Here is a 17,646-nt window from a genome sequence, read left to right on the forward strand (position 1 = left end):
ACACGTCGGAGCGCCCGCCGTCTCTTGCTTGCTGTAGACCATCTTCCTCTGCCTCTCGTCGGTGGCCCATGCGGGCCGCGTCACGGCCCGCGCGGTGCGGCAACTTCTGCCCAGCCATCACGTCCGTGAATCACGTCGTCATGATGACCCGGCGGTTCTTCCCGCCGCGACCGTATTTCCGGCGGCCCCGTTCCGCCTCCCTGTTTTCCTGCGTTTCGCCTGGTCAAGGCGTTGGGTTCAGCGTGCTCCGAACAGTTCGAGCAGGTCCGTCTTGGCGAACATACGCGCCGTGTCGACGGCCGAGGGGGTGCCCGCGGCCGGATCGGCGCCGGCCGCCAGGAGGACCCTGATGACGGCTTCCTCACCCTTGAAGACGGCTCCGGCGAGCGGGGTCTGGCCCCGGTCGTTGACGCGGTCGGCCTCGGCCCCGCGCTCCAGCAGGGCGCCGACCGCCTCCGCGTGACCGTGGTAGGCGGCGAGCATCACGAGCGAGTCGCCGCGGTCGTTGGTGAGGTTGGCCGGTACGCCCGCGTCGACATACGCCACGAGCGTCTCCGTCTCGCCGCGTCGCGCCAGATCGAAGATCTTGGTCGCCAGCTCCACGACCTCGGGGTCGGGGGCTCCACTCATCGGCCGGACCGCCTCTCACTGCAACCGTTCGGGTGAATCGACAGGGTACTGGCTCCGACGGCACATGACAGGCACCGCCCGCGGAAAAGATCACAAAGGGTGCATCGGGAGCAACAGACCAGCTCAGGCGGCCCAAGTGGGCTCCACCACGTGAGTGAAATCTGCTGAAATTCACCCACTTGCACCTTTTATCGTATGGATACATGCTGTGATCCTGGAACAACTCATGGTGACTGTCCCCACGAACCAGGAGAGCTCAAATGATTCTGTCCATGTCAGGCGTCGTCCTTCTCGGCATCATCGTCTTCCTCTTCTTCAAGAAGGACGGACTGAAGGCGTCGCACGCCCTGGTGGCCGCACTCTTCGGCTTCTACCTCGCGAGCACGGCCATCGCGCCGAGCATCAAGGCCGGCGGGGAGAGCCTGGCGGGCCTCCTCGGCGGGATCAAGTTCTGACGACGTCCCCCACCTCGTACGCACCTTCAGGAGACAGCAGTGGCTCGGCGCCCTCTCCCCCGCATCCTCAGCAACGGCAACGCACAGATCGCCAAGAGCCGGGAGCTGGCCCGGACGGCAGCCGACAGCGCCACCGATGTCCTCCATCCACTGATCACGGTCACCCGTGGACTGCGCCGGCTGGCAGCCGCCGGACGGCGCAAGTGGGCCGCCACCCCCAAGGACCGGCGAGGTCCGCTGCTGTTCCTGGTGGCCTCGGTGATCCTGGTCGTGGCCCTGGTGCCGTACGGACCGCTGCTCGCCGTCATCAGCCTGATGGCGGCGGCAGCCTGGACCGGCCGGGACCGCACCCCACCGCCCCCGACCGGTCCCGACGAGGCACAGACGGGTCGCCTCCAGTCCCTCTACGAGGCCCTCGTCCCGTACTTCTCCGCCGCCGAGGACCCCGATCCCCTCTACGCCCACGGCGGCGACTGGGAGAAGGCCTTCGACGCGTACGACTTCGACGACGACGGCCGCGTCTCCCGTCTCCTCATCCGCTACCCGGCGTACTTCACGGACGGCGAACCGGACTCCCGCGCCCGTATCGAGCAGCTTCTGCACGCCAAGTCGGGCCGCGGCCGTGAGTACCACTTCGACTGGGACGAGGAGGGCAACGAACTCACCGTCACGGTCCTGCCGCCCCTCCCCACCGACATCGCCGCCCAGCGCTTCGTGACCGCGCCCGGCGAGACGGTCCTCGGCTTCACCGATCCGGCCGACGTGCAGCGCACGCTCCCCCTCACCCACGGCGAGGAACAGCGCGACGTCCCTCCGGTCGTCTGGCGCACGGGCGCCCGTTCCACCGAACCGCACCTGCTGATCGCGGGCGAACCGGGCACCGGCACGTCCACCCTCCTGCGCTCCATCGCCCTGCAGTCCCTCCAGTACGGCGATGTCGTCATCGTCGACGGCGGAGGCACGGGCGAGTACGCGTGCCTGACCGGGCGCGACGGCGTGCTGGCCGTCGAGTGCTCGGCGACCGGGGCGCTCGCCAGTCTGGAATGGGCGGCGCACGAGACGGAGCGGCGGCTGATCGCCGCGAACCGCGCCCGTCAGGCGGGGCATCCCGCCCCCGACGACATCAAGAACCCGCTGTGGATCCTGCTGGACCGGCCGAGCGCGCTCGGCCACCTGGCCGCCGCCGACGGACGGGAGGACCCGCAGGCCCTGCTCCAGATTCCGCTGCGGCACGGCCGCGCGGCGGGCGTCACGGTGGTGGTCGCCGAGCACTTCGAGCACCTCGAATTCCTCAGCGACGCGGTACGCCAGCACACCCGCGCGCGCGTGGTGCTCGGGCCGGCCTCGGCCGCCCAGCTGGAATCGGTCCTGGGAGCGCCCCCGCACACCACGCCGACCCGGGACGTCCCGCCCGGCCGCGGCTACGCCCGCCTGGGCACGGGGCCCGTCCTGCGCCTCCAGGTCCCGGCCACCCCCGACCCGTACGACGACGCGACGAGCGAGACGCACCGGCGTGCGGTGCTCGACCTCCTCCCGGAGCGGACCACTCCGGGAGACACGGCACAGGTCCCCTCGGAGGTCGCCGGGGTCGCCGAAGTCGCGGTGGCGGAAGGGTAGGGCCGGTTCCCCCGAGGTCTTGTCGCGTGCGTGACGGACGGGCCGGAGACTCCTGGAGAGTCTCCGGCCCGTCCGTCACGCGTGCCGCTCCCGCCTCCGAGCCACTACGCCACGAACGTGCGCGGCCCTTCGTCCCCTCCGTTCGCGCCGGTCTCCACCAGCCGGGCAGCCGCGGCCAGCCGCGTCGCCGCCTCCTCCGCGACCGCCCCGCCCACGGTGAACGGCAGCCGCACATACCCCTCGAAGGCGCCGTCCACCCCGAACCGGGGCCCCGAGGGAACACGCACGCCCACGCGCTCACCGACCTCGGCCAGCCGCGACCCGGACAGACCGCCCGTGCGCACCCACAGGGTGAGGCCTCCGTGCGGCACCGAGAACTCCCACCGGGGCAGCTCCCTGCGGACGGCCGCGACGAGGGCGTCGCGGTTCTCGCGGGCCTGGCCGCGCCGGATGTCGACCGCCTGCTCCCAGCCCCCCGTGCTGAGCAACCAGTTCACGGCGAGCTGCTCCAGCACGGGCGTGCCCAGGTCGGCGTACGCGCGCGCGGCGACCAGGCTGCGGATGACGTCGGGGGCGGCCCGCACCCAGCCGATCCGCATACCCGCCCAGAAGGCCTTGCTCGCCGAGCCCACGGTGATCACGGTCGAGCCCGACGGGTCGAAGCCGCACACGGGCCGCGGCATCTCCAGTCCCTCGTCCAGATGCAGTTCGCTCATCGTCTCGTCGACGACCAGGACGGTGCCCGCCGAGCGCGCCGCGTCCACCAGGCCGCGCCGCTGGTCCTCGCCGGCGAGCGCCCCGGTCGGGTTGTGGAAGTCGGCGACGACATAGGCGAGCCGGGGGGCCGCGTCACGCAGAACCTGGCGCCAGCGGTCCATGTCCCAGCCGGCCAGTCCCTCGGCCATGGCGACGGGCACCAGCCGGGCACCGGCCTCACGCATCAGCTGGAGGATGTTGGCGTACGAGGGCGACTCGACGGCGATGCGCTCGCCACGGCCGGCGAAGAGATGACAGATCGCGTCGATCGCGCCCATCGCTCCGGTGGTCACCATGATCTGCTCGGGCATGGTCGGAATCCCGCGCGCCGTGTACCGCTCGGCGAGCATGGCGCGCAGCGCGGGCAGTCCGGCGGGGTAGTCGCCGTGCGTGTGCGCGTACGGCGGCAGCTCCTCCAGGGCACCCCGCACGCTGCGGGTCAGCCACGGCTCGGGCGCGGGGAGCGCCGCGCAGCCGAGATCGATCATCGACCCGAGGGTCTCGGGAGGCAGCGGCTCCAGACCGCGCGCGGGCAGCGGATTCCCGGCGGGGACAGCGGTCCAGCTGCCTGCTCCGCGGCGGGACTCCAGGAAGCCCTCGGCGCGCAGCGCCTCATAGGCCGCGGCGACGGTCGTACGGCTGACGGACAGGGCCAGCGCCAGCTCCCGCTCGGCGGGCAGCCGCGCGGCGACCGGGACCCGCCCTTCGAGCACGAGCAGCCGGACGCCGTCGGCGAGCGCGCGATACGCGGGCGGACGACGGGTGCCCGGGCCCGCGGGGCGCTCCTGCTGGGAGTTGAGGAGCCGGGCGAGCTGTGCGGCCCCCACCGCCGAAGTCCACTGCGCCATGATTCCAGTCCACCTTCCCCGAATTGGCCATGGATGCGACCACTTCTCAAGCCACAGAGTGTCATGCGCCAGGCCACTACCACCACTGGGGGGCATCCCGTGTCCACACGTTCCGAGTCCGCACCTGCCGAGGCTCCCGGACCAGGACGGCTCCCCCGCCGCCTCGTCCAGCTCTACGCCGGCCTCGCCCTGTACGGCGCGAGCTCGGCGCTCCTCGTGGAAGCGGGTCTCGGGCTGGAGCCGTGGAACGTGCTGCACCAGGGTCTCGCCGAGCTGACCGGTCTGACGATCGGCGTGGTGTCGATCATCGTCGGCGCCGCGGTGCTGCTCCTGTGGATCCCGCTGCGTCAGCGCCCCGGCCTCGGCACCGTCTCCAACGTCTTCGTGGTCGGCATCGCCATGGACGGCACCCTCGCGCTGGTCCCGGACGCGCACGCCCTGGCCGTACGGATTCCGCTGCTGGTGGCGGGCATCGTGCTGAACGGTGTGGCGACGGGCCTCTACATCTCCGCCAGCTTCGGCCCGGGTCCCCGCGACGGCCTGATGACGGGACTGCACCGGCGTACGGGCCGCTCGGTCCGCCTGGTGCGCACGGTCCTCGAAGTGACCGTCGTCGCGAGCGGCTTCGCGCTCGGCGGCACGGTCGGCGTCGGCACGGTGCTCTACGCCGTCGCCATCGGACCCCTCGCCCAGCTCTTCCTGCGCGTGTTCGCCGCCCGTCCGGCACCGGTCGGCAGCGCGGTCGTTGCCACCGGTCACCCGGAGCGCGCCATACTGCCCGGGTGAGCACCCGCACCCTTCACCCGTACCTCGACCATCCCGGCCCGATCCCCTTCGCGCACCGCGGCGGGTCGGCGGACGGTCTGGAGAACACACTGACCCAGTTCCGGCGGGCGGTGAACGCCGGATACCGCTACGTCGAGACCGATGTGCACGCCACGGCCGACGGCAGGCTGGTCGCCTTCCACGACACGACCCTGGACCGGGTCACGGACGGCGCGGGCCGGATCGCGGACCTCCCCTGGGACGACGTATGCCAGGCGCGCGTGGCGGGCGAGGAGCCGGTCCCCCTCTTCGAGGAACTGCTCGAAGAGCTCCCCGAGGTGCGCTGGAACGTCGACGTCAAGGCCGAACCCGCCCTCCTCCCGCTGCTCGATCTGATCGGCCGCAGCGACGCGTGGGACCGGGTCTGCGTCGGTTCGTTCTCGGAGGCGCGCGTGGTCCGCGCCCAGCATCGGGCCGGGCCGCGCCTGGCCACGTCCTTCGGCACCCGCGGAGTGCTCAACCTGCGGCTGCGCTCGTGGGGCGTACCGGCCGCGGTCCGCCGCTCCGCCGTCGCGGCCCAGGTGCCCGAGACCCAGTCGGGTGTGCCGGTGGTGGACCGCAGCTTCGTACGGGCCGCCCACGCGCGCGGGGTTCAGGTGCATGTGTGGACCGTGAACGAACCGGAACGCATGCACCGGCTCCTGGACCTGGGAGTCGATGGCATCATGACCGATCACATCGACACGCTGCGCAAGGTCCTGGAAGACCGGGGCACCTGGTTCTGAGCCTCCTCGCGCGGTCCGTTCACGGAGAAGCGAGGGCACGGGTGAGCACGGACACCGTGCGGGCGGGGGCGGCGGAGGATGCCGCCGAACGCCGGCGAGAACAACGCGGCTGGTACTTCTACGACTGGGCCTGCTCCGTCTATTCGACGAGCGTGCTCACCGTGTTCCTCGGCCCCTATCTGACAGCGGTCGCCAAGCACGCGGCGGACGCGGACGGGTTCGTCCATCCCCTGGGGGTCCCGGTCCGCGCCGGTTCCTTCTTCGCGTACGCGGTCTCCGCCTCCGTCATCCTGTCGATCTTCGTGATGCCGATCGCGGGCGCGGCCGCCGACCGCACGGGCCGCAAGAAACCACTGCTCGCCGCGGCGGCCTATCTGGGCGCCGGAGCCACGGCGGGCATGTTCTTCCTGGACGGCGACCGCTATCTGCTGGGCGGGCTGCTGCTGATCGTCGCGAACGCCTCGCTGGCCGTCTCGATGGTCCTCTACAACTCCTACCTGCCGCAGATCGCCCCGCCCGACGAGCGCGACGCCGTCTCCTCCCGGGGCTGGGCCTTCGGATACGCGGCGGGCGCGCTGGTCCTGGTCGCGAACCTGATCCTGTTCACGGCCCACGACAGCTTCGGCGTCTCCGAGGCGACGGCCGTGCGGATCTGTCTCGCCTCCGCGGGTGTCTGGTGGGGCGCCTTCACCCTCGTACCGCTGAGGCGGCTGCGCGACCGCCGTACGGCCTCCACCGGACAGGCGTCCGCGCACGGATGGCGGCAGCTGGCCGCCACGCTGCGCGACATGCGCGGCAAACCGCTCACGCTCTCCTTCCTGCTCGCCTACCTCATCTACAACGACGGCATCCAGACGGTCATCTCGCAGGCCTCGGTCTACGGCTCCGAGGAGCTGGGCCTCAGCCAGTCGACCCTGATCGTGGCCGTACTCCTGGTCCAGGTGCTCGCGGTCGGGGGTGCGCTCGGCATGGGCCGGCTGGCCCGCACGTACGGCGCGAAACGCACCATCCTCGGTTCGCTCGTCGCCTGGACGCTCACCCTCGGCGCCGGGTACTTCCTGCCCGCGGGCGCGCCCGTGTGGTTCTTCGTCCTCGCCGCCGGCATCGGACTGGTCCTGGGCGGCAGCCAGGCGCTGTCGCGCTCCCTGTTCTCGCATCTCGTACCGAGCGGCAAGGAGGCCGAGTACTTCTCGGCGTACGAGATGAGCGACCGCGGAATGAGCTGGCTCGGCCCTCTGCTGTTCGGGTTGACCTACCAGCTGACGGGAAGCTATCGGGACGCCATCATCTCGCTCGTGGTCTTCTTCGCCCTCGGATTCGTCCTGCTCGCGCGGGTCCCGATCCGGGAGGCGATCCGCGACGCGGGCAATCCCGTACCCGAGAGGATTTAGCGTCCGGGGCCAAAGAGCGGTAGTGTACGCGTTTGGCCTGCCTGGCGTACCGTTACTGCGCGTCAATGATACTGAAGCGTTGGGTGACATCTGATGCCAGATGTGACAAACCGGGCGACGGTGGGTACAACAAGGGGCGGCTACGACGGCGACGCATGACCCGTAACGGGAATCTTTACCGCCGACCGGACGTTGACCGGATGACGACGACAGCGACACCTGTCCTGTGGGCGACAAGCCCGGGAGGCACGATTCATGAGTGAGCGAGCTCTTCGCGGCACACGCCTCGTAGTGACCAGCTATGAGACGGACCGCGGCATCGACCTGGCCCCGCGCCAGGCCGTGGAGTACGCATGCGAGAAGGGGCACCGCTTTGAGATGCCCTTCTCGGTGGAGGCCGAAATTCCGCCGGAGTGGGAGTGCAAGGTCTGCGGGGCCCAGGCACTTCTCGTCGACGGCGACGGCCCTGAGGAGAAGAAGGCGAAGCCCGCGCGCACGCACTGGGACATGCTGATGGAGCGGCGCACTCGCGAGGAGCTCGAAGAGGTCCTCGAGGAGCGTCTGGCCGTTCTTCGCTCCGGCGCGATGAACATCGCGGTGCATCCGCGGGACAGCCGCAAGTCCGCGTAACCCCTCCGAGGGTTGAGCGGCATACACAACGCACGCCGAGACCGCGGGCACCGTACATCACGTACGGGGCCCGCGGTCTCGTGCGTTCCGGTGAATTCCGGGGCGCCGTTCGCCGTACTTCGGCGGCAGCGTCGGGCACTTCGGCGGCAGCGCCGGCCGGACGCGCGCCGGGCAGCGTCCGCCTGACGCACGCCGCGTCAAGCGACTCGGCTCGACCGGGCCCCGCGGCCGGCGGGCTTCCCCCGCCGGCGCCGGCGGGGCTAGCCGTTCAGCGGCGGATAGTGGCCGTCGGGCTCGCGCGGGTCGTCGTTCCTGATGACCTCGCCCTGGACCACCTTGCCGTCGGGGCGGTGGATACGGGCCTGCTGGAAGGCGTCGCCGACGGTTCCGGGGGCGGCCACACGCATCCTGCGGTCGAAGGTCCGCTCCGCGTAGCGGCTGAGGCCCTTCTGAACGGGCGGAACCAGCAGGAGCAGGCCGACCGCGTCGGAGATCAGGCCCGGGATCATCAGGAGCACACCGCCTAGCATCATCAGGCCGTTGCCCCGGCCGCCCTCGCTCGTGGGCGTGACACCGCTCTGCGCCTGTTGCAGCGTCTGGCTGAGGTTCCTGTAGGCGCGGCGGCCGGCCCGCTTGATGACCACGGCGCCCAGCACGAACCCGGCGACCAGCAGCAGGAACACCGTGAAGCCGCTCGTGGCGCGCGCGACCATCGTCAGCAGCCAGATCTCCAGCACCAGCCACACCGCGACACCGAGCGGCAGGAAGGTACGCAGCCGCGAGCGCCGCGGGCGGGCGGGGTGGGTGGGGGTCGGAGCGCCTGTCGTCATGCTCCCAGTGTGCCTGGGCCCGCCTCAGTACGGGATAAGCTGATGATCAGTCCCCGCCGGGGAACCGCAGCGAACCGGGCCCGTCCCGGGCGTCAGAGCGGCCCGTGGGCCGCTCCCGCGGGTCAGGACCGCTTGCGGCCCGTGATGCGCCCGACCCGCTCCCCCACACCCCACGTGGTGACGCGCCACAGCGCTTCCACGAGGATGTCGCGGCTCATCTTGGAGTCGCCCAGCTCGCGCTCGACGAAGGTGATGGGGACCTCGACGACGTGGAACCCGGCCTTCACCGCCCGGCGGGCCAGGTCCACCTGGAAGCAGTAGCCCTGGGAGGCGACCTCACCGAGGCCGAGGCCCTTGAGGGTCTCGGCCCGGAAGGCACGGTAGCCGCCGGTCACGTCCCGGATCGGTACGTCGAGCAGCACACGGGAGTAGAGGCTGCCGCCTCGCGAGATGAACTCGCGGGACTTGGGCCAGTTCACCACCCGGCCGCCGGGAACCCAGCGCGAACCGAGCACCAGGTCGGCGCCCTTGAGGGCGGTCAGCAGGCGGGGAAGTTCCTCCGGCTGGTGGGAGCCGTCGGCGTCCATCTCGATGAGCACGCCGTAGCCGTGCTCCATGCCCCAGCGGAACCCCGCGAGATAGGCGGCGCCGAGCCCTTCCTTGCCCTTGCGGTGCAGCACCTGGACGTTCTCGTCATCGGCCGCCAGCTCGTCGGCGAGCTTGCCCGTGCCGTCGGGGCTGTTGTCGTCCGCCACCAGAACGTGCGCCTCGGGCACGGCGGATCGCACCCGGCGGACGATCTTCTTGATGTTCTCCGCCTCGTTGTAGGTCGGAATGATCACCAAGGCCGTGCCGAGCGGGCCGAACTGCCTCCCCTGGGCTTCCGCCGCGAGGGTCCCGTCGCCGTCGTTCACTGCTGCCCCTTCGTATCCGTACGCAGGGGTCCACCATAGTGCGCCCAACCTGCGCTGCTGCGTCGCGGCGTCCCTACGGGGGTGTCGGATCCTCGAGAGCCGGGTAGCAACCTGTGTTCCGGGGCGGAAACCGTGTGCTGCGGATCGGGGCCCGGCGCCCTTCGGGCCGACCAGGGACCCGCTGGCTGCGGGTCGACCGAAAGCCGTTGTCTACTGAACGTCCGGGCCCCACCCGGGTCGCACCTGCCGACTTGTCGGAACGTTCCCTCGCCTCGTGGCGCGAGCGCTGGGCCTGGCTGCCAGTGGCGATGCGCCGGTGCGGCACACCACCCCTGACCCAGCGGCGCTGCGAGGCCGCGCGGAAGTTCCCCGGTCGGCCGTCCGGTGGTGGACCCGGCCGAACCTACCGGCCACCTGCCGTCGGCTGTCAACACTGGCTTGATCTGCACCTTTTCCCTCAAAGCCCTGGTCAGCCCGGAGGATGCGCAGGTCGCGCGACAGGGTGCCGGGCCATGATCGTGACACCGGAACCCCGGGACATCACTCGTTAGGCCGTACGAATACCGTCCGTCCGCCGACCACGGTGCGCAGGCAGACGGGCAGGTCGTTCCCGGGGGTCAGATCGGGGAGTCCGGGGGTGCCGGAGCGGGGGTCGGTGGACCAGCGCGCGACCCGGTCGTCGGGGGCCTGCACGACCAGCTCGTCGGTGCGCCACACGGCGTAGTCCGCGGGCGCGCCCGGCACCAGGATGCCCGCGTCGTCCCGTCCCACGGCCCGCCAGCCGCCCCGCGTATGGGCGGTGAAGGCGGCGCGCACGGACACCCGGTGCTCGGGCGTCCGGTGGAAGGCGGCGGCCCGGACGGTGCCCCAGGGATCGAGCGGGGTGACCGGGCTGTCGGACCCGAAGGCCAGCGGCACACCGGCGCGCAGCAGGGCCGCGAAGGGGTTGAGCGTGCGGGCCCGTTCGGCGCCCAGGCGCTGGGCGTACATACCGTCCTCGCCGCCCCACAGCGCGTCGAAGGCGGGCTGCACCGAGGCGGTGAGGCCGAATTCGGCGAAGCCAGCGACGGTCTCCGGGGTGAGCATCTCGGCGTGCTCGACGCGGTGCCGGGCGGCGCGCACGCGGGCCAGGCCCACCTTCTCGGCGGCGGCGCGGACGCCTTCGACCACGGAGGTCACCGCGGCGTCCCCGATGGCGTGGAAGCCCGCCTGGAGGCCCGCCTCGGTGCAGGCCACCACATGCGCGGCGACGGCGTCGGCGTCGAGGTGGACGACGCCCGTGTGGCCGGCGTCGAGGTAGGGCTGGTGCAGGCAGGCGGTGTGCGAACCGAGCGAGCCGTCGACGAAGAGGTCACCGGCCGCGCCGACGGCACCGAGGGCCCGTGCCCGGTCGGCGTCGCGCTCGGCCCAGTAGCCGACGACCCGCGGTCCGGGCTCCTCGGCGGCGAGCCGCAGCAGGCCGGTGAAGTCGTCCTCGGAGGAGATCTCGGGGCCCGCGCACTCGTGCACGGAGCCGATGCCGAGCGAGGCGGCGTGGGCGAGCGCGGCGCGCTGGGCCTCGGTGCGCTGCCCGCCGCCGATCGCGCCGAGGGCCGCGGCGCGCACCGCGTGGTGGGCGTCACGGGTCAGCGGCCCGTCGGGCGCGTAGCCGGCGCGTGCCGTGACGCCGGGGACCAGGTCCAGGAGCGCGCTGGTGGCCACCGCGGAGTGCACGTCGATGCGGGAGAGGTAGAGCGGGCGCCCGCCCGTCGCCTCGTCGAGTTCGGCGCGGGCCGGGGGGCGTCCGCCGGGCCAGCGGGCCGCGTCCCAGCCGTGCCCGAGCAGCACCCGGTCGGCCGGACGGGCGGCCGCGAAGTCGCGTACGAGGGCGAGCGCGGCCTCCAGGGACGGCGCGTCGGACAGGTCGAGGCCGGTGAGCGCGAGTCCGGTGGCGGTGGTGTGCACATGGGCGTCGGTGAACGCCGGGGTGACCAGGGCGCCTTCGAGGTCCACGACCTCGTCGACCCCGTCGGCGAACGCGTCGGCTGCTCCTTCCGAGCCGACCCAGGCGACTTGTCCCCGTTCCACGACCATGGCGGTGGCGAAGGGATCGGCGGGGCTGTGGACTTCTCCACCGCGCAGCAGCACGGTGTCCGACGGGGCGGTGCTCTCACTCATGGAGGACAGTCTCGCGCCTGCCGGCGCCGGGTCGCCCCCGGGGTCGGTCCCGGCACGGCCGCCCGGACGGGCCGGCGCGGCCACGGGGGCCGGTCCGCACGGCTGTCCCGGCGGGCCGACGCGGTCGCGTGTACGGGTGCGCGAGGCCGTCCACGCGGGTCGGCGCGGTCACACGGACGGGTCCGCGCGGTGCGCCGCGCGGGTTCCGGCGATCACCCTGCGATCCCCCTCGCGAGCCTGCGCGGCCACGCCCTGGGTCGGTCGGCGTCTCCGTCCGGGCGGGCCCGCGTGATCGCCCACGGCCGGTGCCCGGGGCCGTCCGTGCGGGCCCCCGTGATCGTGCCCGGAGATCCGCCCGAACGCCCGCGGGCCGGTCGGAACCGGGCCGGGTGAGTCCGTCAGAGGCGGGACAGGCGGGTCCGTCGGATGCGGGACGGGCGGATCCGTCAGATGCGGGGTGGTCGGGCCTCGTACGGCGTCGACAGGACGACCGTCGTCCGCGTCGACACCCCCGCGAGGGCCCGCAACCGCCCGAGGAGCTCCTCGAGTTCGTGCGGGGTCGAGACTCGCACCTTGAGGATGTAGTTCTCGTCGCCCGCGACACTGTGGCAGGCCTCGATCTCCGGGACGCCGGCGAGGCGTTCGGCGATGTCGTCGGGGGCGCTGGGGTCGAAGGGTTTCACCGAGATGAAGGCGGTCAGGGGCAGCCCGACGGCCTCCGGGTCCACCTGCGCGGCGTAGCCGCGGATGACGCCGCGCTGCTCGAGCCGGCGCACCCGCTGGTGCACGGCGGACGTGGACAGGCCCGTGGCCTTGCCCAGGTCGGTGTAACTCATCCGCCCGTCTGCGACGAGCAGCTGCACAATCTGTCGGTCCAGCTCCTCCATGACGCAAGAACCTACAGGGCCGTTGATCCCCCCGGATACCTCAGCGGCGCAGGTCATACCCGCTTTGTGATGTGGCCTAGAGTCAGTCGTGCGCCACCCGGCGGAGAAATTCCGCCGGGCCAGGCACCTGCGGTCGGCATGTGACGAACGACACATGGATGCAACCGGGTCCGTGATGTTCACGTGATTACCGCAGAGACGGGACGGGAAGTGCTTGCTGTGGTCGAGGTCGCAGCGCCTTGTCGGCCCACCCGAGGGGGAGAATCCCATGCAGAATCTTAAGCGCCCTGGTCGTACCGCGCCCAAGCGGCAGCAGTCCGTTCTCGAGCCCGAGCCGGAGGGTGTCGAATCCGACGCCCTGGACGGCGATGAGTTCGACGCGTACGACACCTTCGAGATGTACCGGGTGATCTGCCCGGACTGCGCGCAGCCGATCGCGCTGCTGGCGGACGAGGAGGTCCTTCCGGAGCACGCGCTGTGCGCCTCACCGTGGAACCCGTTCGGGCTCACGGTCTGCTCGGGCACGGGCCGCACGGCCACCGAGGCGCGGCCCGCGGACGAGTCCGCGGAACTCCAGGAGCAGGACACGGCCCTCCTGTTGACGCTCCCTCAGGGCCTCGACTGGCGGACGCAGCCGTTCTCCCACGTGGGCGGCCCGGGCTCGCGCCCGATGCGTGTTCCCGATATGCGGCGCCAGGCCGCCTGAGCGGTCCGCGCGCTCAGCGGGCGACGCCCGGTTCATCCCAGTAGCTGCCGTAGCTGCCCTGCACCATGGCCCGCAGGCTGTCGTGGTGCAGGATCAGTGTGTCCGGGTCCGGGGGGACGGTCACTTCGCCGAAGTGCGCCTGGCGGTAGGCGATGCGCAGCATGACGATCGCGTGCCGCAGGGCGGCGTACAGCGTGTAGAAGTCCATGTCGCGCGGGGTGTGGCCGGTGAGGCGGGCGTAGCGTGCCTCGACGCGGTCGCGGCGCAGGAAGCCGGGCAGCCCCGGCTGCCCGAAGCCCACGGTCAGGTCCTGGAAGAAGCGGTGCAGATAGACGGTCCAGCCGAGGTCGACCTCGCGCGGGGCCGGGGCCGCCATCTCCCAGTCGAGCACCGCGACGGGGTCGAAGCCGTCGTAGATGACGTTCCCGATGCGCGCGTCGCCCCAGTTGAGCACCGCCTCGCCCTCGTCGCGCGGCCAGAGCGCCTCCAGCCGGTCGAAGGCGCTCTCGATGAGAGGCGAACGCGACTGCCCGTCGATCACCCATGCGTAGTAGGCGCGTTGCGCCGTCACATGTCGGCGCAGCGGGCTGCCCTCTCCGGGCAGGGTGAGGAAGTGGGCCTCCTTCAGGGGGACTTGGTCGTGCAGCCGGGCTAGGAGCCCGATCGAGGCCGCCTCCAGGTGCTCGCGTTCGCGGTCGCTCGCCGCGTGCAGCCAATTGCCCTCGTACGTATAGGGCATGACGTCCGGAGGCACGCGACCGGCGACGCGTTCCATGACGAAGAACGGCGCCCCGAGCGGCCCGGGGTCCTCCTCCAGCCACAGCACCCGCGGCACCGGCAGATCGCTGCGTTCACCGACGAGGCGCATCGTGCGGTACTGCCGCACCATGTCGTACACGGGGAACACGCTGTACGCGGCCGGGTCCGCGGCGAGTCTCAACGCACAGTCCCGCAGCGGCGGTTCGGGGTGTTCGACGGCGAAGAGCAGGGTCTCGCTGGACATGCCGTTGGACTCCGGGACGGTCACGTCGACCACCTCGGCGCCCGGGAGGCGGGTGCCCAGCCAGGCGGTGAGCCGACGCGCGAGCTCCTCGGGGTCACGGGTGGTCGTGCGCGGGCGGGGCGCAGTGGACATCTCTCCACTCCTCTCAGGGCGCGACCGAGTCGAACCCGGTGAAGCCGCTCGGGTCGTGGCGGCCGAACGAGCCGTGCTCGAAGATCCCGTACCCGACCTGCCCGTCGAGGGTGAAGCGGGCGGCGTGGTCGGTCACCCCGTAACCGGCGAGGGGCTGGGCGGCCGGATCGGAGAGGTCGTAGACGCGACGGTCGGTCCAGGCACGGCCTCGCCAGGTGCCGTGCTGCCAGTCGTCGGCCGGCGGATATCCCGCGCCGACCGCGAGCGGGGACGAGGCCAGCACCTCCACCCCCAGCTCGAGCGGCTTGCGGTCCGGGGGGCGGGTGAGGTGGAGGACGGCCGAGGTGGGCTGCCGGGTGCCGGAGCGGTAGGTGATGTCGGCCTGGGGCCAGCCGAGTTGGAGGTCCCGCGCGCCGTCGCGCACGAGGGTCGCGTCGTTGAGCGAGCGGTACCCGTCGGCGTCCTCCTGGACGACGACCATCAGGAAGCGGTCCTCGAAGCGCACCGGGCACCAGATCCAGTGGAATCCCTCGGTCGGGTTCTCGGCGGCGAGCCGGCCGCCCTCCTCCCCCGGGATCGGGCGCACCCCCCAGCTGCGGTCCCGGGTGCCGGTCCACTCCCCCGGGCCGACGGGTATCTCCTCGCCGCCGACGCGTATGACGCCCTCGACACCGCCCGCCTGCACGAATCGGCGGCCCTCCAGGGTGAGCCTGCCACCGCGGCGCTGAACGTGGTGCGGCTCCCAGAGGGCGGGGAAGCCGGCGGTCCAGGTGATGTCGTAGGAGAGGGTGTCGTCGTCCGAGCGGAGCCGCAGCCGGCGCAGCGGCTCCTCGACGGTGATCCGCAGGGGTCCCACGGCCAGGTTCATCCGGTCGTCGCCGAGCGCGTCGGACGCCCGGACCGCGTGCAGTGCGTCGCCGAGGCGCAGCGTGGCGTACGCGTCGATCACGCCGACGTTCGGATAGACGCCGAGGCCGAGGATCAGCAGGGCCCGGCCCCGGTGGTCGAGAACGTGGAAGATGCAGCGGTCGTACGCGTTCCGGTCACCGCTCGCGACATGCTTCATGGACAGCGGGACCTGGTGCACGGGGTACTCGTCGAGGGGGACGGGGCGGTCGTCGGTCACGTCAGGCCTCCCAGGGAGCGCGGCAGTCGACGTCGCCCGGAGGGTACGGCCCCCGGCGGCAGAGTTGACGGTACGTCAGATACAGGTCCCCGGCCAGACAGCGCGCTCCGCGGGCGGCCCCCTGGGGGTCCGCCCGCGAACGCACGCCCGATTCCGTGGGCGGTGACCTGTCCGCCCGCCCAGGCGTTGCCCCGGTATGAGCCCCACACCCTCCGCGACCGGGCGTCGACGCCGGATCCTCGTCCCGGCTCCGGCAGAATCGGTTCACCGGGCACCCTTCCCGCCGCCGCCCCCGCCGGCCCAGGATCCGCCCATCTACCGTGCCCTGATGCGCGCCTGGGCCGATCGCGGCCGCACGCTGCCGGGCCGCCACGACCCCGAGTGGGCTCGACTGGCGGCGCCGTCCGTGATGTACGGGTACGGGCAGTTCGGCGCGGTCGCGGAACCGCGGGCCGAGGCGCGCTTCGTACCGGTGCGGGAGCCACGGGCCGAGGCACGCTTCGTCCCGGTCCGGGACCTGCGGGGCGAGGGACGGTTCAACGCGTCCCGCGACCCTCGGAACGAGTTCGGCGTGAGCCAGGACCCGCGCGCGGAGTTCGGCGCGCAACAGGACCCACGAGGTGACCTCAGCGCGGACCGGGACCCACGAGGTGACGCGCGATGACCATGCGCTGGATCTGATTGGTGCCCTCCACGATCTGGAGGACCTTCGCCTCGCGCATGTAGCGCTCCGCGGGGAAGTCGGCCGTGTAGCCGTACCCGCCGAGCACCTGGACGGCGTCCGTGGTGACCTTCATCGCGGCGTCCGTGCACAGCAGCTTCGCCATGGCGGCCTGCTTGGAGAAGGGCCGGCCGGCGTCACGCAGCCGTGCCGCGGCCAGGCAGAGCGCACGGCCGGCCTCGACCTGGGTGGCCATGTCCGCGAGCATGAAGCGGATCCCCTGGAAGTCCGAGATCCTCCGCCCGAACTGGCGCCGGCCGGTGGCGTACGCGACGGCCTCCTCCAGCGCGGCCCGGGCCACGCCGACCGCGCAGGCCGCGATGCCGAGCCGCCCGGAGTCGAGCGCCGACAGGGCGATCGCGAAGCCCTGCCCCTCGTCGCCGAGGCGTCGGCTGTCGGCGACCCGCACGCCGTCGAAGTGCACCTGTGCGGTCGGTGAACCCTTCATGCCCATCTTCCTCTCGGGCGGTGCGGCGCTGAGCCCCTCGGCGTCGCCGGGCACCAGGAAGGCCGTGATGCCGCTCGGGCCCTCGCCGCCGGTGCGCGCGAACACGGTGTAGAAGTCGGCCACCCCGCCGTGCGTGGTCCACGCCTTGGTCCCGGTGATCACCCAGTCGTCCCCCCGGCGCTCCGCCTTCGTCCGCAGGGAGGCGGCGTCCGAGCCCGAGGCCGGCTCGGAGAGGCAGTACGCCCCCAGGAGGCCGCCGCCGAGCATCGCGGGCAGATGCCCGGCCCGCTGCTCCGGGGTGCCGTAGTTCGCGAGGGCGTGGCAGGCGAGGGTATGGACGCTCACGCCGAGGCCGACGGTGAGGCGGGCCGCGGCGAGCTCCTCGAGGACCTGGAGGTAGACCTCGTACGGCTGGGACCCGCCACCGTGGTCGGAGTCGTACGGCAGTCCGAGCAGTCCGGAATCCGAGAGCAGCCGGAAGACCTCGCGCGGGAAGCGCCCGGCGTCCTCCTCCTCGGCCGCCTTCGGAGCGATCTCGCGCCGCGCGATGTCACGGACGAGCGAGAGCAGCTCCCGGGCCTCGTCCGTGGGCAGTTGACGGTCCACCGGCGCCGGGACGCGGTCGGGCATGGTGACGCTCCTCCCTGTTCGGGCACAAAGGCGAACACGCACCCGGGTGGGGCGGTGCCGCCGGGTCTCACCCGGCCCAGCCGATGCTCCCGGTCCGGATCGCGGAACCCGCCGATCAGCGGCTGTGGCGCGGTGAGTATGCCCGAACGGAGGCACCCCTTCACCGGATGACGGCCGTCCGCCGACGCGGTGGCGAATTGGTCCGAACCATTGAC

17 protein-coding genes are annotated in these 17,646 nt (G+C 72.1%); 8 read left to right on the forward strand and 9 right to left on the reverse strand.

Translation table 11 applies throughout. The annotated features are described in order from the left end of the window. Window positions 1-237: 237 nt before the first annotated feature. Window positions 238-630: an ankyrin repeat domain-containing protein gene (locus tag OG788_RS09915; protein ID WP_406370222.1), complete on the reverse strand. Its 393-nt coding sequence runs from the start codon at window positions 628-630 to the stop codon at window positions 238-240. Window positions 631-890: 260 nt separating this feature from the next. Between OG788_RS09915 and OG788_RS09920 the strand changes: the two genes are divergently transcribed. Together OG788_RS09920 and OG788_RS09925 are read left to right on the forward strand one after the other, a co-directional pair. Further along, window positions 891-1,085 carry a hypothetical protein gene (locus OG788_RS09920; RefSeq protein WP_037621052.1) on the forward strand — a complete coding sequence of 65 codons (195 nt, stop codon included), beginning with the start codon at window positions 891-893 and terminating at the stop codon, window positions 1,083-1,085. A 39-nt stretch (window positions 1,086-1,124) separates the two neighbouring features. Further along, window positions 1,125-2,702: an ATP-binding protein gene (locus OG788_RS09925; RefSeq protein ID WP_406370224.1), complete on the forward strand. Its 1,578-nt coding sequence runs from the start codon at window positions 1,125-1,127 to the stop codon at window positions 2,700-2,702. 104 nt (window positions 2,703-2,806) lie between these two features. On the opposite strand, the gene OG788_RS09930 is transcribed toward OG788_RS09925, so the two are convergent. Continuing rightward, entirely contained in the window at window positions 2,807-4,306 is a 1,500-nt protein-coding gene (locus OG788_RS09930; protein WP_356757224.1) for a PLP-dependent aminotransferase family protein, read from the reverse strand. A gap of 63 nt (window positions 4,307-4,369) precedes the next feature. Between OG788_RS09930 and OG788_RS09935 the strand changes: the two genes are divergently transcribed. The 4 genes from OG788_RS09935 (at window position 4,370) to OG788_RS09950 (ending at window position 7,877) form a co-directional block, all read left to right on the forward strand. Then, window positions 4,370-5,092, forward strand: coding sequence for a YitT family protein (locus tag OG788_RS09935; RefSeq protein ID WP_406370226.1), 723 nt, complete (start codon window positions 4,370-4,372; stop codon window positions 5,090-5,092). After that, complete coding sequence (locus tag OG788_RS09940) at window positions 5,089-5,856, forward strand: glycerophosphodiester phosphodiesterase (protein WP_406370227.1); 768 nt, start codon at window positions 5,089-5,091, stop codon at window positions 5,854-5,856. The genes OG788_RS09935 and OG788_RS09940 overlap by 4 nt, the downstream gene beginning before the upstream one ends. Before the next feature lie 41 nt (window positions 5,857-5,897). Continuing rightward, entirely contained in the window at window positions 5,898-7,247 is a 1,350-nt protein-coding gene (locus OG788_RS09945) for an MFS transporter (RefSeq protein ID WP_406370229.1), read from the forward strand. Between the two features lie 255 nt (window positions 7,248-7,502). Beyond that, complete coding sequence (locus OG788_RS09950) at window positions 7,503-7,877, forward strand: RNA polymerase-binding protein RbpA (RefSeq protein ID WP_003977404.1); 375 nt, start codon at window positions 7,503-7,505, stop codon at window positions 7,875-7,877. A gap of 260 nt (window positions 7,878-8,137) precedes the next feature. Here OG788_RS09950 and fxsA read toward each other — a convergent pair whose 3' ends face one another. The 4 genes from fxsA to OG788_RS09970 form a co-directional block, all read right to left on the reverse strand. Further along, a complete protein-coding gene (gene fxsA / locus OG788_RS09955; RefSeq protein ID WP_351539345.1) occupies window positions 8,138-8,707 on the reverse strand; it encodes an FxsA family membrane protein in 570 nt (189 codons plus the stop codon). 122 nt (window positions 8,708-8,829) lie between these two features. Then, window positions 8,830-9,621 (reverse strand): polyprenol monophosphomannose synthase, encoded by a 792-nt coding sequence (locus tag OG788_RS09960; RefSeq protein ID WP_406370231.1) that lies wholly within the window; start codon window positions 9,619-9,621, stop codon window positions 8,830-8,832. A gap of 540 nt (window positions 9,622-10,161) precedes the next feature. After that, a complete protein-coding gene (locus tag OG788_RS09965) occupies window positions 10,162-11,778 on the reverse strand; it encodes an amidohydrolase (RefSeq protein WP_351539341.1) in 1,617 nt (538 codons plus the stop codon). A 446-nt stretch (window positions 11,779-12,224) separates the two neighbouring features. Beyond that, on the reverse strand, window positions 12,225-12,665 hold the full coding sequence (locus tag OG788_RS09970) for an Lrp/AsnC family transcriptional regulator (RefSeq protein ID WP_351539338.1): 441 nt from the start codon (window positions 12,663-12,665) through the stop codon (window positions 12,225-12,227). A gap of 268 nt (window positions 12,666-12,933) precedes the next feature. Here OG788_RS09970 and OG788_RS09975 point away from each other — a divergent pair, with 268 nt between their 5' ends. After that, entirely contained in the window at window positions 12,934-13,371 is a 438-nt protein-coding gene (locus OG788_RS09975) for a hypothetical protein (protein WP_356759401.1), read from the forward strand. A gap of 13 nt (window positions 13,372-13,384) precedes the next feature. Here the strand turns inward: OG788_RS09975 and OG788_RS09980 are convergent, their stop codons facing one another. Together OG788_RS09980 and OG788_RS09985 are read right to left on the reverse strand one after the other, a co-directional pair. After that, the gene (locus tag OG788_RS09980; protein ID WP_406370234.1) at window positions 13,385-14,506 is read right to left on the reverse strand and encodes a phosphotransferase family protein; all 1,122 of its coding nucleotides are present in this window, start codon (window positions 14,504-14,506) and stop codon (window positions 13,385-13,387) included. Window positions 14,507-14,519: 13 nt separating this feature from the next. Beyond that, window positions 14,520-15,632, reverse strand: coding sequence for a hypothetical protein (locus OG788_RS09985; protein ID WP_406370236.1), 1,113 nt, complete (start codon window positions 15,630-15,632; stop codon window positions 14,520-14,522). Window positions 15,633-15,960: 328 nt separating this feature from the next. Between OG788_RS09985 and OG788_RS09990 the strand changes: the two genes are divergently transcribed. Continuing rightward, window positions 15,961-16,296 (forward strand): hypothetical protein, encoded by a 336-nt coding sequence (locus OG788_RS09990; protein WP_406370238.1) that lies wholly within the window; start codon window positions 15,961-15,963, stop codon window positions 16,294-16,296. On the opposite strand, the gene OG788_RS09995 is transcribed toward OG788_RS09990, so the two are convergent. Beyond that, window positions 16,259-17,431: an acyl-CoA dehydrogenase family protein gene (locus tag OG788_RS09995; protein ID WP_406370240.1), complete on the reverse strand. Its 1,173-nt coding sequence runs from the start codon at window positions 17,429-17,431 to the stop codon at window positions 16,259-16,261. The genes OG788_RS09990 and OG788_RS09995 overlap by 38 nt on opposite strands. Window positions 17,432-17,646: the final 215 nt, after the last annotated feature.

The sequence above is a fragment of the Streptomyces sp. NBC_00647 genome (assembly GCF_045207245.1).
Taxonomy (GTDB): Bacteria; Actinomycetota; Actinomycetes; order Streptomycetales; family Streptomycetaceae; genus Streptomyces.

Bases quoted from the DNA above. Each gene is read 5' to 3' on its own strand.
- OG788_RS09915 (WP_406370222.1), bottom strand. From the start codon at position 630: ATGAGTGGAGCCCCCGACCCCGAGGTCGTGGAGCTGGCGACCAAGATC.
- OG788_RS09920 (WP_037621052.1), top strand. From the start codon at position 891: ATGATTCTGTCCATGTCAGGCGTCGTCCTTCTCGGCATCATCGTCTTC.
- OG788_RS09930 (WP_356757224.1), bottom strand. From the start codon at position 4,306: ATGGCGCAGTGGACTTCGGCGGTGGGGGCCGCACAGCTCGCCCGGCTC.
- OG788_RS09935 (WP_406370226.1), top strand. From the start codon at position 4,370: ATGCGCCAGGCCACTACCACCACTGGGGGGCATCCCGTGTCCACACGT.
- OG788_RS09950 (WP_003977404.1), top strand. From the start codon at position 7,503: ATGAGTGAGCGAGCTCTTCGCGGCACACGCCTCGTAGTGACCAGCTAT.
- fxsA (WP_351539345.1), bottom strand. From the start codon at position 8,707: ATGACGACAGGCGCTCCGACCCCCACCCACCCCGCCCGCCCGCGGCGC.
- OG788_RS09965 (WP_351539341.1), bottom strand. From the start codon at position 11,778: ATGAGTGAGAGCACCGCCCCGTCGGACACCGTGCTGCTGCGCGGTGGA.
- OG788_RS09970 (WP_351539338.1), bottom strand. From the start codon at position 12,665: ATGGAGGAGCTGGACCGACAGATTGTGCAGCTGCTCGTCGCAGACGGG.
- OG788_RS09975 (WP_356759401.1), top strand. From the start codon at position 12,934: ATGCAGAATCTTAAGCGCCCTGGTCGTACCGCGCCCAAGCGGCAGCAG.
- OG788_RS09980 (WP_406370234.1), bottom strand. From the start codon at position 14,506: ATGTCCACTGCGCCCCGCCCGCGCACGACCACCCGTGACCCCGAGGAG.
- OG788_RS09990 (WP_406370238.1), top strand. From the start codon at position 15,961: ATGCGCGCCTGGGCCGATCGCGGCCGCACGCTGCCGGGCCGCCACGAC.
- OG788_RS09995 (WP_406370240.1), bottom strand. From the start codon at position 17,431: ATGCCCGACCGCGTCCCGGCGCCGGTGGACCGTCAACTGCCCACGGAC.